Genomic DNA, 14,442 nt, shown 5'->3' with positions numbered 1-14,442 from the left:
CTGGCAGCTCACGCGTCGCGCTTCGACGACGGCACGGAGGAATACTCGTCGATGAACCGCTCGATGAACGCCGAGAGTTCGGCATGGCCGGCGGTCACGCCGACCGCTTCCTCATTGCGGAGGTTGCGAGCCATGCCGGTCAGGATCATGGACATCACCACCGGCGGATACTTCTCCAGGTCGACACCATGAGCGCGCAGAACCATGGTCACCGCCGCGGTCTCGATGTCGCGAATGCGCTCGGACGACCTCTTCAATTCGGCGCTGACCACCTTCCGATGATTGGCCAATGCCATGAACTCGGTGTTCAGCTTGGTGGCGCGCGCATCACCACTGATCAGCCACAAGGCCCTGAGCGGATCGTTCTCCTCCAGCGCGCGGCGTTGCCGCTCGAACGTGACCTCCGACCCTCCGCGGACCACCGCGAGGAACAGGTCGTCCATCGTCGGGAAGTAGTAGTACACCAGCGCCTGCTTCACCCCGGCCCGGGCGGCAACTTTCCTGGATGTGGCTGCGGCGTAACCCTCTTCGAGAATGACCTCGATCGTCGCTTCCATCAAACGAGTCCGGGCATTGGCCGCATCCGGATCACGCTTCGTGCGCGGGGTTGCCATCAGTACTGTCCGGCGACAAAAAAGCACGCGGACATCAGCATTGCGGATCCGAACACGATTTCGACCTCAAATTCACTCCCGGGCTACCCATGACTCACTGTAACATTCTGATCGATCGATCAGTTTTTGACTTCGGCGAGTCTCACCGCCCCATCACCGAAAGGCCTGACGATGGTTGACATCACCAAGGCAGACTTCTTCAGCGAACCCGCACTGGCGGACGACCCGTATCCCTACTTCGACGAGCTCCGGTCGCGGTGCCCGGTACATCCCATTGCGATGCCCCGGGTCATGGCCGTCACCGGGTACGAGGAAGCCATCGAGGTCTACCGGGATCCAGAGGTGTTCTCTGCCTGCAATTCGGTCGCCGGACCGTTTCCTCCACTGGAGGGCCAGCCCGACGGTGACGACATCAGCGACTACGTCGAGCAGAACCGAGAGCACTGGTTCTTCTACGAGTACCTGATCACCATGGACGGCGAGCCGCATGAACGCGAACGCGGACTGCTCCGTCGCATCATGACCCCGCGTCGACTGAGGGAGAATGCCGAAGCGATGTCCGCCATCGCCGATCAGTGCCTGCTCGAGGACGTCACGACCGGTGCCGGCGAGGTCATCGCGGACTATTCCCGACCCTTCACCACTCTCGTGATCGCCGACCTGCTCGGCATGCCGGACGAAGACCGCGTGAACCTCCGATTGAGTAACTTCAAGGCGAAAGTGGTTGGCGCGCTGGGCGGATCGGAGACTGTCGAGACCAACCTGCTGCAGTATTGCGAAGAGCGATTCATGGAGTACGTGATCGATCGTCGCCAGAACCCACAGGAAGACGTACTCACCCAACTCGCGACCGCGACCTATCCCGACGGCTCTGTCCCGGAGCCCGACGTGGTCGTGCGATTGGCGTCCTTCCTCTTCGGCGCCGGCCAGGACACCACCGCCCGCCTGATCGGATCCGCCCTTCGTATCCTCGCCGAAGATCAAGAGCTGCAAGCGAAGTTGCGGGCCGACAAGAAGGTCATCGCCCCGTTCATCGAAGAGGTCCTGCGCCTGGAGAGTCCCACCAAGAGCGACTTCCGGTTCACCAAGATGGCCGTCAACCTCGGCGGCGTCGACGTGCCACCCGGGACGACCCTGATGGTCCATCCCGGCGCCTGCAATCGCGACGACCGGAAGTTCGAGAATCCGGACGTATTCGATCTCGACCGTGAGAACAACAGGGAACACATCGCTTTCGGCCGCGGGGCGCATACCTGCCCCGGAGCGCCCCTGGCACGTGCGGAAGCCACTGCCACCGTCGACCGCTATCTCGCGAACACCGGCAACATCGCCATCAACGAAGACAAACACGGGCCGGCCGGAAATCGCCGGTACAGCTATGAAAAGACCTTCCTGCTGCGTGGCCTCTCAGAACTCCATCTGCTCTTCACCCCACCGGCAGCGTGATCACATGAACGCCCAACAACCGAAACTGACCATCGACAAGGAACGCTGCGAGGGCCACGCACTGTGCACCCAGATCGCGCCGGACATCTTCGACATCGGTGACGACGACATGGCCATCTGGGACGAACATCCGCCGGAGGGATCCGAGAAGTCGATCCGCGCAGCCATCGCCGCCTGTCCCCGCCAGGCGATCAGCATCGAGGAGCATTGATCAAAGCCTGAGCATTAAAACGTCGGCGGCGGGCCACTCCTCCCTTTCTCTTCGCGGAGCCTCTGGGCGAGCTGCTCTTCGAGTTCGCGTTGTCGGCGGTTGAGTAGTCGTTCTTGTTGGCGGCGTGCGTGTTTGGCAGCGGTTCGGGTTTGCGTTCTTGACGGTGGTCCCGGCGGTGGCCGGTTTGGTGAGCCGCGTTGGTCATCGAAGATGATCAGTCGCAGCGTGGGGAACAGGTCATCACCGGTCCAGCCCGGGCCGTGATGGTGGCGTCCTTCGGGGGTGGTGAAGACCAGGCGGGTACGTCCGGTCGCGGGGTCGGGGTACTGGTCGTCAAGCCAGTCGGAGTATGTCTTGAGTAGGTGATGAAACCGGCACAGTGTCTTCATCTCTGAGGGATGGGTGCAGCCACCGTTCTCGGGGTCGTTGTGGTTGTACTCGCAGGTGTGGTCGAGGTCGGCGCCCCAGGCCTTGTGCTCGCAACCAGGCCACATGCAGTAGATGTCGCGGATCCGAAGGTAGGTGTCCAAGACAACCGACGGCCGGTACCGGTCACCAGGCTGGGTGGCCGGCAGTGGAACCACTTGCGGGAACGGCGCCGCAACGATCGCATTGTCGTCGCCGTCATCGGGGAGGTCTTCGACTGGCGGGTTCTGCGGTCGGCGCATGTACACGTTCGGCCGCTTCGGTTTTGGCGTCTCCTGCTCGGGCGGCTCGGGTTCCGATTGCACTGGTTCGGGCTGAGGCTCGGGCTCGGGCTGCACGGGCGCAGGTTCAGTCTTGTTGCCCATCGGCCGCTGCACCGTTTCCGGGCGAGCAGCGATATCACGAACATGATCGCCGGAAATCACGCCGTGTCCGTCGATGAAGCCTGGATTCTCGGCGCGACCATCGACGGTGGCCTGATCAGCGATCACATGCAGCACGATCTTCACATCCACACCCGAAACCACCTGTCCGGCAGGAACGGTGATGATCTCAGCGGTGCAGGGATGTTTCGGATCATTCGGGCATTCACAGCGGAACTCCCGGCCCATCACCGTGGCGAACAACGCATCAGCCATCCGATCAGCCTTGCGCCGCGGATCAGCCTCGCAGGTGGCCATCGCCAGTTTTTCCAACCTGGCCACGATCAGCGTCAATTCCTCAGCGGTGGAATGCGCATCCAAAACCGCCATGCCGTGGTCGGTGTTATTGGCCCACACCCCACGATTGTTCTTCGCATCCTCCCGGTTCTTCCGAACCAGATCAGGATCCCGGCGGAAGATGATGGCATCGACCATGTCTCGCATCCGATTCTTCGACCACGAACCCCGCCGACCCAGCGCCTCGGCGATCCCACGATCGATATCAGCCATATGGGCCGAACCCTCGATCAACTCAGTCCGGGCGATGATGTCAGGAATATGGTGCGCGGCGATTAGTCCGGCCTTCAACAATTCATTGACCGCAGGCAGGCGATCGCGCAACGCCACCCCACGATTGATCTGCAACTCCGCAGTCCGCTGCGTCAGACCCTGTGCGGCAGACAATCTCGCCGCACACTGCGCGAACGGATCAAGCGCCCGCATCTCCGCCTCAGACCCGGCAGTGGGCTCAACGAGATGTCGGTGCAGCATCGCCGCAGCGGCATAACGCTCCCACTCCATCCGCGACTGCTGAGCCATCGCGAGCTCGGTGTTACGCAACAACTCGTTGACACCCAGCGACTCGACAGGACCGATTTCATCGTCCCCACCTGCATCTTCGAACTCCCCCTCGAACATACATTTGAGTCTAAAGCAGGGGTACGACACGCCTCATGTGTTATCTCCCAGGACATCGGTGACAGTTCTGCATCAAGACATCGGTGACATTGTGGGTGATCTTGGTGGTGACAGTTCTGCACCAAGACTGAGGGGGTGGCTGTCAATGAACCCATCGATCCTGTAGTCCGGCTGGCGATCTCACAGTGGCCTGACGATGCACCGCGCGGGGCGGTCTCAACGTTCTGCACCGAGCACGGAGTATCTCGAAAGTCCTTCTACGAGTTGCGTAAACGCGCGAAGGTGGAGGGTCCATCGGCAGTGCTGGAGCCGCGGACCCGGCGCCCGAAATCGAGTCCATCGATGTTGAGCGACGCGGTCAAAGCGCAGGCGTTGGCGGTGCGATCGGCTCTGGAGGCTTCCGGGCTCGATCATGGACCGATTAGCGTGTACGACAAGATGCGCTCGATGGGGCTGGAGGAGGTGCCGTCCACGGCGTCGCTGGCACGAATCTTCCGAGAGGCCGGCGTGGCCCGTCGCGAGCCGAAGAAGAAGCCCCGCTCAGCGTGGCGACGGTTTGTCTATCCCGCTCCGAACGCATGCTGGCAACTCGATGGCACCGAATACGTGCTGACCGGTGGGCGTAAGTGCGTCATCCTCCAGCTCATTGACGACCATTCGCGTTTCGCCGTTGCCTCCCACGTGGCTGGTGGTGAGACCTCCGAAGCCGCAATTGCAGTCTTCGACAAGGCAATTGCAACACACGGGGTTCCGCAACGACTCTTGACCGACAATGGCGCTGCTTTCAACCCTTCCCGCCAGGGCTATAGCGGCCGACTTGTCGACCATGTCCACGCATTCGGGGTCGAAGCAATCACCGGTAAGCCCTACAAGCCGACCACTCAAGGAAAGAATGAACGTTTCCACCAGACGTTGTTCCGATACCTGGACAAGCAGCCGCTGGCCGAGACGGTAGCTGAGCTTCAAGCCCAGGTCGATGCGTTCGACCACATCTACAACACCGCGCGCCCCCATCAGGGGCTGCCTGGGCGGGTCACACCACTGACCGCGTGGTGCGCCACGCCCAAAGTTGATCCGCCGCGCCCCGAACCCAAACCTGTTGCGCCCCTGTTTGATCAGCCCTCTCCGCGCTCCCGCCCAGGCACCACATACGTCGGCAATGGACGACCCCGTGGCCCACGACCCAACCCAAGGAAACCGTCACCGAAGTCCTGATACATAAACTGTCACCGATGTCCTGATGCAGAACCGTCACCGATGACCCGATACATCACATCCGACAGCCGCCGTGACGCGAAGAACGTCAGCGAATCATGAAGCCCGCGTCCAGAGCCCATTCGGTTCCGGTGATGAACTTGGCCTCGTCGGAGACCAGGAAGGCAACGGCGTTTGCCACATCTTCGGGTTCGAGCATCTCAATCGGGAGCGCGTTCTGCATCCCGGAGATGGAGTTGGAACCGCCTGCCGACGCTTCCTCGAACAGCTTCGCCATGGCCTCGTTCATCGTCATACCACTGGCCACACCTGTCGGATGAATGGTGTTGACCCGAATCCATTCGGGTGCAAGATAACTGGCCATCCCCTGCATGAGCCCGACAAGTCCGCGCTTGGCCGATGCGTAGGCCATGCCGCTGGCATTGAGTGATGCCGACGCCTTCAATCCGGCAGTGGAGCTGGTGATGACGATCGAACCGCCACGGCCACCTTCGCGTAGCGCCGGCAGTGAGGCACGGACGGTATGGAACACCCCGGACAGGTTCGTGTCGATGACGTCTTTCCAATCGGTGAGGAAGTCCTCCGATTCCGGACCCATCCGGATGATCCCGGCGTTGGCGATCACGATGTCCAACCGCCCGAACTCGGCCAGCCCCTCACCAAATGCTTCCGAAAGCTCCTCATAATTCCGCACATCCGCCTTGCGGGCGACGATCCGGCGATCCTGCTGCTCCACAAGCCGCACGGTTTCGGCCAAATCCGCCTCGCTTGCATTGGGATACGTCATCGAATCGACGTTCTCGCAGATGTCCACAGCGATGATGTCGACACCTTCGCGCGCCAACCGCACGGCGTGAGCGCGGCCCTGCCCACGGCCTGCACCGGTGATGAACGCAACGCGACCTTCAAGTCCTGACATTTTCACGCTTCCTTTTCCTGTGACCGGGCGATCCTTGCCCAGGCTTGTTCCGCAACTGCATGGAGAGCTTCACCTTTGGCGAAACCCGAGTACGCCGACAGTTGGAGCACGACCTCGTCCATCTCGGCCTTGCTGATGTCGCCGGATTCGAGAGCCGACCCGGTATGCGACGTGAGCGGCAGCGCAGAATCACAGACGGCCACAGAGGCAACGGTGATGAATCGCCGATCACGCCGACTGAGGCCGGGACGTTGCCAGACGTGCCCGAACACGAAGTTCAGGATCCCGGCGTGCATGTACGGCGTGTCGGGCCCGGGAGCCTCGATCAGGTTGACGTCACAGAACTCCTGCACGCCGCGCTCGATCCGCTCGTCCCAGTCGGACGGTCCCAGTTGCGAGTTCTCCTGTGGGGCAACCGCGCCCGAGCGGCCCCGCGCCTGCTCCATCATCGCCCACTGCCGTCGCACGACGCCCTCGAGGTGCGAGGCCTTGGGCCAGCCGTTGTAGACCGCGAAATGCAGGACGAACTCCAGCATCTCGTCGATGGTGATGTCGCCGCTGCTCAGCGCGGCGATGACCTGATCCTCGATCGGCTGCTGCGCGTCGGCGGCGCCGACACAGGTCAATGTGACCCAGCGGCGGTTGCGGCGGCTCAGTCCGGGCCGCGCCCACACCTCGCCGAAGACAAACCGCTGCTGCGCGTCAACAAACGGGGTCGAGCCGATCGGGGGGTCCGACATCATCACGTCGCGATAGGCGGAAGGAGCCAGATTTTCCATTTTGGGGACTCACTTTCAGGTCTAGTGCCTGAACTTTAAGTCCCTAGCCCTAATTTTGTCCATCATGGTTTCATGGTCAGATGTCGATGCCCCCGGTCGGTCGGTCCGCCAAACAGCAACTGGTGCTCACCGCCGAGCGCCTTTTTGCGGTCCACGGAATCGACGGGGTACCGCTGCGCCAGATCGGGACCGAAGCGGGCATGGCGAACAAATCGGCAGTGCAATATCACTTCGGATCCAAAGAAGGCCTGGTCGAGGCCATCCTGGTCAACCGCCTCGACGATCTGGACCGCAGGCGAGCACTGCTCCAGGCCCGAACGCCCGCTGACGATCTGCGCGGGGTGATCGAGGCGCACCATCTACCGCTGATCGAACTCGCCGAGGACGAGGACTGCTACTACCTGCAGTTCCTTGAACAACTCGGGCACAAGGTCCACCCACTGGACAGACTCCCCTCGTCCAACCGGACAGTCGAGGATGCGTACACCGCAAGAGTCAACTCACTGATCGGCGACATACCGAGGCGGCTGCGAGAGATACGGATACGTCAGGCCTCGGCAACCAGCCTGCACGTCTGCGCGGACCGGCATCGCACCCGCATGCTCGGGCTACCCGTGCCGCCGTACGCGGTGCACGTGAGTCAGCTGCTGGACAGCCTGATGGCGCAAATGGTGTCGCCTCCGTCCGAGGAGACGCTCGCGGCGCTGGCCGCCTGGCCTCAGACGGGCAACCGAGCTACGACTTCGACACCTGATAGGTGATGGCGGTCGGACCGCTGACAGATGCCTCGGTGGTGCCGATCACCACGGTGTAGCGCTCGCCGTCGGTTTCGGCGACAAAACCCTTCACGGACTCGGCGCCTTCCTGGCGCTGGAACTGTTCGGCGAAACCGGCGTCGAGAAGTTGGGTCGAGGCGTTGTCGAACGGGTCACCGGCATCGGCCCGACCGGCGACGGTCAGGTTCCAGCCGTCCTTGGCGGTGCCTCCCACGGCAAGCACCGCACCCTCGATCACCGGCACCTGCGAAGGGAAATCGCCGGGCAGCGCCAGCGACGCGGCCGACGTCGAATCCGCCTCCTTGTCGTCGCTGCCGCACGCCCCGATCAGCAGCGTCAGACCCGCCAGAACCAGCATCACAACCACCCGCACCCGAATCATGGAGACAGACTAGGGCGTGGGGTCGAAAACTGTCTTACCGACCGGCGGAGAGCCTTGCGGTGACCTGGTCAATTAGTTCGCCTCAGAGACGAACCGAAGCCCGAATACGGCACCTAGCAGCAGTAACGGTAGACTGGACCGCAGAAACGAGGCCGAACAGCACACAGCAGGTAGCGCGGACAGCAGGTATTGCGCCGTTTGTTCCCGACCGGCCTCGTGCCACGACACACCGCCCACACTGATCGACGGAGTGCCCCTTGATTGCAGTCCTGGCCGCCTTGGCCATCACGGCTGTGCTGGCGCCTGCGATCATCACCTGGCTGGGCCGGCGGGGCTTCTATCTGTTGGCCCTGGCGCCTTTCGGCGGGCTCATCTGGGTCTTCGCGAACTGGCCCGACGAATCCCAGGGCATCCGCACCGAATCGATCACCTGGGTGCCCGCGCTGCAGATGAACATCGACCTCCGGTTCGACACCCTGGCCGCGATCATGTCGGTCCTGGTTCTCGGGGTCGGAGCATTGGTGCTCTGCTACTGCGCTGAGTACTTCAGTGAGACCCGACGCCGGGTGGCCGGCTTCGGTGGCGAGATGGTCGCCTTCGCGGGCGCCATGTTCGGCCTGGTCTGCAGTGACAACATGCTGGTCCTATACATCTTCTGGGAACTGACCACGGTCCTGTCGTTCCTGCTCGTCGGTTTCTACGCCGTACGCGCCACCAGTCGCCGGGCCGCCACCCAGGCCTTGCTGGTCACCACGGCCGGCGGCCTGGCCATGCTGGTCGGCATCGTCATGCTCGGTGAGATCGCCGGCACGTATTCACTCTCGGAGATCGTCGCCGACCCGCCCGGCGGGACATCGGTCACCATCGCGATCGTGCTGATCCTGATCGGCGCATTGAGCAAGTCCGCCATCTTCCCGTTCCATTTCTGGCTGCCCGGCGCGATGGCCGCACCGACCCCGGTCAGCGCGTACCTCCACGCAGCCGCGATGGTGAAGGCAGGCATCTTCCTGGTTGCCCGACTGGCACCCGGATTCGCCGACCTCGTGTCCTGGCAGATCCTGGTCCTGGGTCTGGGCACGCTGACGATGCTGCTCGGCGGGTTCCGTTCCCTGCGCGAATACGACCTCAAGCTGGTACTCGCCTTCGGCACCGTCTCCCAGCTCGGTTTCCTGATGGTGCTGGTGGGTATCGGCGATGCGAACGTGGCGATGGCCGGGCTCACGATGCTCGTCGCGCACGCCATGTTCAAGGCCGCGCTGTTCATGGTCGTCGGCATCATCGACCACTCGACCGGTACCCGCGACCTGCGCAAACTCGCGTGGCTGGGTTCCAAGTCGCCGTGGCTCGCCGCGATCGCGACACTGGCCGCAGCCAGCATGGCCGGTCTGCCGATCACTCTCGGGTTCGTCGGCAAAGAGACCGCCTTCGCCGAGATCTGGCACACCGGCTCGTTGAACTCCTGGCAGGGCCCGGTCGAGGTGATCTTGCTGGTGATCGGCTCCATCCTCACCGTTGCGTACTCACTGCGGTTCCTGTGGGGTGCCTTCGGTCGTAAACGCAAGTCGTCGCCGAGTCCAGCCGTCGCCCGACTGCACAAGCCGACCGCCGCATTCCTCATCCCGGCCGGGATCCTGGCCTTGGCCGGCGTCGTATCGGGTCCGTTCGCCGGTCTGATCGGCGAAGGTTTCGAGCCCTACGCCGAGACCGTCCCCGACTACGGCAAGAAGATCGTCCATCTGTCGCTCTGGCACGGATTCAACCTGCCGCTGGCACTGACCGCGATCGCGGTGGTCGCGGGCACGGCACTGTTCGTGCTGGTCCGTGAGCTGGGCCGGCTCGGGTTCGTGAAGCCGGCACTGGGCAACGCCGACCGGATCTACGACGCTGTCCTGCGCGGCGCCGACACGCTCTCGGTCAACCTGACCCGCAACACCCAGCGCGGGTCGCTGCCGCGGACACAGGGCATCATCGTCGCCACCCTGGTGCTGCTGCCGACCATCGTGCTGTTCGCCGGTTCGCGCAACCGGGTGGAACTGAAGGGGTTCGAATCGCCCGTTCAGCTGGTCATCGGAGGCATCATGGTCGCCTCCGCGATCGCCGCCACGGTCTTGCGCAACCGCCTCGCCGCGGTGTTGGTCGTCGGAGTCACCGGTTACAGCTGCGGCGTGTTGTTCGCCCTCCACGGTGCACCCGATCTGGCTCTGACGCAGTTCCTGGTCGAGACATTGACGCTGGTCATCTTCGTCCTGGTCTTGCGTAAACTGCCCGCCGAAGCCGAGAAACGCCACCGAACGGGCTTCAAGCCGCTGCGCGCCATCCTCGGCCTGGCATTCGGTGCACTCCTGGTCGCGGTGGGCCTCTTCGCCGCGGCAGCCCGCAACACGATTCCGATGTCGTCAGAGTTGCCCTACGCCGCATACAAGTACGGCAACGGTTCGAACACGGTCAACGTCTTGTTGGTCGACATCCGCGCCTGGGACACACTCGGTGAGATCTCCGTGCTGCTGGTGGCCGCGACCGGTGTCGCCTCGATGGTGTTCCGGCACCGCCGGTTCGGCTCCGCGCCCAGCGTCGCCGACGCCACCCGCACGAATGCGCCGCGACCTGCCGCATACGACAGCGCCCAGCTGTTCGGTGAGCGGACGACATGGCTGCGCGGCAGCAACTTCCGCGACCCGCGGCACCGGTCGATGGTGCTCGAGGCCACCACCCGCCTGATCTTCCCGACGATGATCGTGTTGTCGCTCTACTTCTTCTACGCCGGACACAACGCACCCGGCGGCGGTTTCGCCGGTGGTCTCACGATGGGACTCGCCTTGGTACTCCGTTACCTCGCCGGCGGTCGCTACGAGCTCGGTGAAGCCATCCCGATCGATGCGGGCCGAATCCTCGGTATCGGACTGGGACTGTCGGTGGCCACCGCGGTGGCCTCGGTCTTCCTCGGCGCACCGGCACTGTCCTCGGCGACGATCGAGTTCACACTCCCGATCTTCGGGGACGTGAAGCTGGTGACGGCGTTGTTCTTCGACCTCGGCGTCTACTTCATCGTCGTCGGTCTGGTGCTCGATGTCCTGCGCAGCCTCGGCGCCCGCCTCGACGAAGACGCTCCGCGCGTCCGTCGCGAGAAACAGGAGGTCGATGCATGAGTGTCAACCTCGGACTGCTCATCGTGGTCGGCCTGATGGCGGCCTGCGGTGTGTATCTGCTGCTCGAACGCAGCCTCATCAAGATGCTGCTCGGGTTGTTGCTGGTCGGCAACTCGATCAACCTGCTGATCATCACCATCTCCGGCGGGATGGGCAATCCCCCGATCATCGGGCGCAACTCGGGAGACCGCACCGCCGACGCCGACCCGCTGGCGCAGGGCATGATCCTGACCGCCATCGTCATCACGATGGGTATGGCGGCGTTCATCCTGTCGCTGGCCTACCGCAGCTTCATGATCAACACCGACGACGAGGTCGACGATGATCCCGAGGATCTGAAGGTCCAGCACCAGCGCAGCTCGGACGCACCCGACCGCGACCGCAGCGACGACCCGGTCACCGGCCTCGACACCAGACGTGGCGACATGTTCGACGACGCCGGCAACCCGTTGACAGAAGAGGAGATCAGGGCCCGTCGCGCCGAGATATACGAAACCGACATCCTGCCCGACCCCGACGATCTCGCCGATGAATTGGCGGACCTCGAAGAAACCGTGCCGGACACCAGAGGGGGCTCAGACACATGACGCTGTCCAATGCCTGGTTCCCCACCCTGATCGTGGCGCCGGTACTGGTTCCGATGATCGGCACGGTGCTCACGCTGATCATGGGGCGCTACCCCCGTTTTCAGCGTGTGGTGACCGTGACGGCGATATCCATTTCCTTTGTCGCCGCCTGCCTGCTGCTGTATCTGACCAACCGGGACGGTACATACGCCCTGCACATCGGCGGCTGGGACGCCAAAGGCGGTGACCTGGGTCCACTGGGCATCACCCTTGTCGCCGACCAACTCTCGGCGCTGATGCTCGTGGTCTCGACCGCGGTCCTGCTCTGCGTCATGCTCTACGCGGTCGGTCAGGGTATCCGCGACGGCACGGTCGACCAGCCGGTCTCGATCTTCCTGCCGACCTACCTACTACTGTGCACCGGAGTCTGCAACGCCTTCCTCGCCGGCGACCTGTTCAACCTGTACGTCTCGTTCGAGGTACTACTGGCGGCCAGCTACGTCTTGCTGACCCTCGGCGCCAGCGCGGACCGGGTCCGGGCCGGTGTGTCGTACGTGATGGTCTCGATGGTCTCGTCGCTGGTGTTCCTGGCGGGTATCGCCTTCGCCTATGCCGCCACCGGAACCCTGAACCTGGCCGAGATGGCGATCCGTCTACAGGACGTACCCGACGGCACCAAGGGCGCGCTGTACGCGGTGTTGCTGGTCGCCTTCGGTATCAAGGCGGCCGTCTTCCCGCTGTCGACCTGGTTGCCCGACTCGTATCCGACGGCCCCGGCGCCGGTCACCGCGGTGTTCGCCGGCCTGCTGACCAAAGTCGGTGTGTACGCGATCATCCGGGCCCATACGTTGCTGTTCCCGGGTGGCTCCATGGACACGGTCCTGATGGTGGCCGGATTGCTGACGATGCTGGTGGGCATCTTCGGTGCGATAGCCCAGTCCGACATCAAACGACTGTTGTCGTTCACACTGGTCAGCCACATCGGTTACATGATCTTCGGCCTCGCGCTGTCCACAGAATTCGGACTGTCCGGCGCCATTTACTACGTGGCCCACCACATTCTGGTGCAGACAACACTGTTCCTCGTGGTCGGGCTCATCGAAAGACAGGCCGGCTCCGCCTCATTGCGCCGTCTCGGTGGTCTGGCGGCCAGTCCCCTGTTGGCAGGTCTGTTCTTGATCCCGGCACTGAACCTCGGTGGTATCCCGCCGTTCTCCGGGTTCATCGGCAAGGTCGCGCTCATCGAGGCCGGTGTCGAGGACGGCAGCGTGCTCGCCTGGTGCCTGGTCGGCGGTTCGGTGGTGACCAGCCTCCTCACGCTGTACGTGGTTGCCCGGGTCTGGACAAAGGCCTTCTGGCGGCCGCGCGCCGACGCCCCCGAAGGTGACATGGCCGACGCCGGCCCGTCCCCGCTGCTCGACGGATCCGACGCCGACGACGTCGCCTTCGACGACCGTGTCGACGTCGGCCGGATGCCCATCGGCATGGTGGTGCCCACCATCGCGATGGTCGTCGCGGGCATCATCCTGACCCTGTGGGCCGGGCCGATCTTCGAGTTCACCGATCAGGCCGCGGCCGACCTCACCGACTCGAGCATCTACCTCGACGCCGTGCTGGGAAGTGGCCGATGACCGATCAGACCGTATCGTCACGACCTCAACCGCCGAACCCGCGCGGGCCGGTGCGTGCGCGGCTGGTGAACGCCTGGCGGTTCACCGTCATATTCCTCGCCTGGCATATCTCGAAGCTCGCGATCCAGACCCGGAACCACATACAGATCAAGCGCTGGTTCGGCTCGGACCGCCGCGAGGTCGCGGTCCGGGTGTGGACGATCGCCTGGCTCACCTTCGTCTGGGTTCTGCTGTGGGGGACATACGACCTGGCCAACGTCGTCGCCGGTATCGGCGTCGCGATCGTGGTCCTGGTCCTGCTACCGCTGCCGCGGGTCCCGGTTGAGGGCCGCGTCCACCCGCTGACGTTGCTCGAGTTGGTCTTCCGCCTGATGTTCGACCTCTTCAAGTCGAGTCTGGAGGTCGGCTGGCTGGCGGTCCGGCCGGCCAAACCACCGCTGAGCGCGGTCTTGCGGGTCCGGCTTGCCATCAAGTCGGACCTGGTGCTGACGCTTGCCGTGGACTATCTGAATCTCGTGCCCGGAACCATGGTGGTCGAGATCGACCACAGCCGGCGGCTGCTGTATGTCCACATCATCGACGCCAGCTCACCGGAGAAGGTGAAGGCTTTCCACCGGCAGGTCGAAACCGTCGAACGGTTGTTCATCAAGGCCTTCGAGCGCGATAGTGAATGGCATGCCAGCCCGTACCACGGAATCGACGACGACGACCCGAGCGGAGTCATGAAGTGAACGTTGTCTGGATAATCGCTGCCTCCCTTCTGCTCGCCGCGTCGGTGCTCACCACGACGCGCATGCTGATCGGCCCCGACACCCTCGACCGGCTCGTTGCGCTCGACACCGCGGTGGCGGTGGCGATGTGTTCGCTGGTGGTGTGGGCGGCCTACTCCATGGACTCGACGGTGGTCTCCGGGATCGTGGCGCTGTCCCTGCTCAGCTTTGTCGGATCCGTTGCGGTCGCCCGCTTCCGGGTCCGGGACAACGAGGTGTGA

The 14,442-nt window shown here is 63.6% G+C and carries 13 protein-coding genes and 1 pseudogene; 9 read left to right on the top strand and 5 right to left on the bottom strand.

Translation table 11 applies throughout. The annotated features are described in order from the left end of the window. Window positions 1–8 precede the first annotated feature (8 nt). Window positions 9–614 (bottom strand): TetR/AcrR family transcriptional regulator, encoded by a 606-nt coding sequence (locus tag AC51GT_RS20850; RefSeq protein ID WP_496330026.1) that lies wholly within the window; start codon window positions 612–614, stop codon window positions 9–11. Window positions 615–785: 171 nt separating this feature from the next. On the opposite strand from AC51GT_RS20850, the gene AC51GT_RS20845 reads away from it, so the two are divergent. Together AC51GT_RS20845 and AC51GT_RS20840 are read left to right on the top strand one after the other, a co-directional pair. Then, entirely contained in the window at window positions 786–2,060 is a 1,275-nt protein-coding gene (locus AC51GT_RS20845; RefSeq protein ID WP_496326869.1) for a cytochrome P450, read from the top strand. A gap of 4 nt (window positions 2,061–2,064) precedes the next feature. After that, the gene (locus tag AC51GT_RS20840; RefSeq protein WP_496330025.1) at window positions 2,065–2,271 is read left to right on the top strand and encodes a ferredoxin; all 207 of its coding nucleotides are present in this window, start codon (window positions 2,065–2,067) and stop codon (window positions 2,269–2,271) included. 14 nt (window positions 2,272–2,285) lie between these two features. On the opposite strand, the gene AC51GT_RS20835 is transcribed toward AC51GT_RS20840, so the two are convergent. Next, window positions 2,286–4,037 (bottom strand): HNH endonuclease signature motif containing protein, encoded by a 1,752-nt coding sequence (locus tag AC51GT_RS20835; RefSeq protein ID WP_496330024.1) that lies wholly within the window; start codon window positions 4,035–4,037, stop codon window positions 2,286–2,288. Between the two features lie 135 nt (window positions 4,038–4,172). Between AC51GT_RS20835 and AC51GT_RS20830 the strand changes: the two are divergent. Continuing rightward, window positions 4,173–5,114, top strand: a pseudogene (locus AC51GT_RS20830) (integrase core domain-containing protein); the annotation flags it as partial. 226 nt (window positions 5,115–5,340) lie between these two features. On the opposite strand, the gene AC51GT_RS20825 reads toward AC51GT_RS20830, so the two are convergent. Beyond that, window positions 5,341–6,171, bottom strand: a complete 831-nt coding sequence (locus tag AC51GT_RS20825) for a mycofactocin-coupled SDR family oxidoreductase (RefSeq protein WP_496326866.1) — start codon at window positions 6,169–6,171, stop codon at window positions 5,341–5,343. 2 nt (window positions 6,172–6,173) lie between these two features. Further along, a complete protein-coding gene (locus tag AC51GT_RS20820) occupies window positions 6,174–6,950 on the bottom strand; it encodes a carboxymuconolactone decarboxylase family protein (RefSeq protein WP_496330023.1) in 777 nt (258 codons plus the stop codon). A gap of 80 nt (window positions 6,951–7,030) precedes the next feature. Here AC51GT_RS20820 and AC51GT_RS20815 point away from each other — a divergent pair, with 80 nt between their 5' ends. Beyond that, complete coding sequence (locus tag AC51GT_RS20815; RefSeq protein ID WP_496330022.1) at window positions 7,031–7,711, top strand: TetR/AcrR family transcriptional regulator; 681 nt, start codon at window positions 7,031–7,033, stop codon at window positions 7,709–7,711. Here AC51GT_RS20815 and AC51GT_RS20810 read toward each other — a convergent pair. Then, a complete protein-coding gene (locus AC51GT_RS20810; RefSeq protein WP_496326863.1) occupies window positions 7,686–8,108 on the bottom strand; it encodes a hypothetical protein in 423 nt (140 codons plus the stop codon). The genes AC51GT_RS20815 and AC51GT_RS20810 overlap by 26 nt on opposite strands. A gap of 257 nt (window positions 8,109–8,365) precedes the next feature. Between AC51GT_RS20810 and AC51GT_RS20805 the strand changes: the two genes are divergently transcribed. The 5 genes from AC51GT_RS20805 to AC51GT_RS20785 are packed head-to-tail and all read left to right on the top strand — an operon-like array spanning window position 8,366 to window position 14,442. Then, window positions 8,366–11,254, top strand: coding sequence for a Na+/H+ antiporter subunit A (locus tag AC51GT_RS20805; RefSeq protein ID WP_496330021.1), 2,889 nt, complete (start codon window positions 8,366–8,368; stop codon window positions 11,252–11,254). After that, window positions 11,251–11,841: a Na(+)/H(+) antiporter subunit C gene (locus tag AC51GT_RS20800; protein ID WP_496326861.1), complete on the top strand. Its 591-nt coding sequence runs from the start codon at window positions 11,251–11,253 to the stop codon at window positions 11,839–11,841. The genes AC51GT_RS20805 and AC51GT_RS20800 overlap by 4 nt, the downstream gene beginning before the upstream one ends. Further along, window positions 11,838–13,451, top strand: a complete 1,614-nt coding sequence (locus tag AC51GT_RS20795) for a Na+/H+ antiporter subunit D (RefSeq protein WP_496326860.1) — start codon at window positions 11,838–11,840, stop codon at window positions 13,449–13,451. The genes AC51GT_RS20800 and AC51GT_RS20795 overlap by 4 nt, the downstream gene beginning before the upstream one ends. Next, the gene (locus AC51GT_RS20790; RefSeq protein ID WP_496330020.1) at window positions 13,448–14,182 is read left to right on the top strand and encodes a Na+/H+ antiporter subunit E; all 735 of its coding nucleotides are present in this window, start codon (window positions 13,448–13,450) and stop codon (window positions 14,180–14,182) included. Before AC51GT_RS20795 ends, AC51GT_RS20790 begins: the two co-directional genes overlap by 4 nt. After that, entirely contained in the window at window positions 14,179–14,442 is a 264-nt protein-coding gene (locus tag AC51GT_RS20785) for a monovalent cation/H+ antiporter complex subunit F (protein WP_496326858.1), read from the top strand. Before AC51GT_RS20790 ends, AC51GT_RS20785 begins: the two co-directional genes overlap by 4 nt.

It is taken from the genome of Williamsia sp. z34, assembly GCF_059553395.1.
The sequence above is the reverse complement of the archived record's forward strand: the minus strand, read 5'-3'. Positions and strand labels throughout refer to the sequence as shown.

What these genes read in the sequence shown, in the direction of transcription:
- AC51GT_RS20815 (WP_496330022.1), top strand. Translation starts at nt 7,031, where the DNA reads ATGTCGATGCCCCCGGTCGGTCGGTCCGCCAAACAGCAACTGGTGCTC.
- AC51GT_RS20825 (WP_496326866.1), bottom strand. Translation starts at nt 6,171, where the DNA reads ATGTCAGGACTTGAAGGTCGCGTTGCGTTCATCACCGGTGCAGGCCGT.
- AC51GT_RS20820 (WP_496330023.1), bottom strand. Translation starts at nt 6,950, where the DNA reads ATGGAAAATCTGGCTCCTTCCGCCTATCGCGACGTGATGATGTCGGAC.
- AC51GT_RS20795 (WP_496326860.1), top strand. Translation starts at nt 11,838, where the DNA reads ATGACGCTGTCCAATGCCTGGTTCCCCACCCTGATCGTGGCGCCGGTA.
- AC51GT_RS20790 (WP_496330020.1), top strand. Translation starts at nt 13,448, where the DNA reads ATGACCGATCAGACCGTATCGTCACGACCTCAACCGCCGAACCCGCGC.
- AC51GT_RS20810 (WP_496326863.1), bottom strand. Translation starts at nt 8,108, where the DNA reads ATGATTCGGGTGCGGGTGGTTGTGATGCTGGTTCTGGCGGGTCTGACG.
- AC51GT_RS20840 (WP_496330025.1), top strand. Translation starts at nt 2,065, where the DNA reads ATGAACGCCCAACAACCGAAACTGACCATCGACAAGGAACGCTGCGAG.
- AC51GT_RS20850 (WP_496330026.1), bottom strand. Translation starts at nt 614, where the DNA reads ATGGCAACCCCGCGCACGAAGCGTGATCCGGATGCGGCCAATGCCCGG.
- AC51GT_RS20800 (WP_496326861.1), top strand. Translation starts at nt 11,251, where the DNA reads ATGAGTGTCAACCTCGGACTGCTCATCGTGGTCGGCCTGATGGCGGCC.
- AC51GT_RS20845 (WP_496326869.1), top strand. Translation starts at nt 786, where the DNA reads ATGGTTGACATCACCAAGGCAGACTTCTTCAGCGAACCCGCACTGGCG.
- AC51GT_RS20835 (WP_496330024.1), bottom strand. Translation starts at nt 4,037, where the DNA reads ATGTTCGAGGGGGAGTTCGAAGATGCAGGTGGGGACGATGAAATCGGT.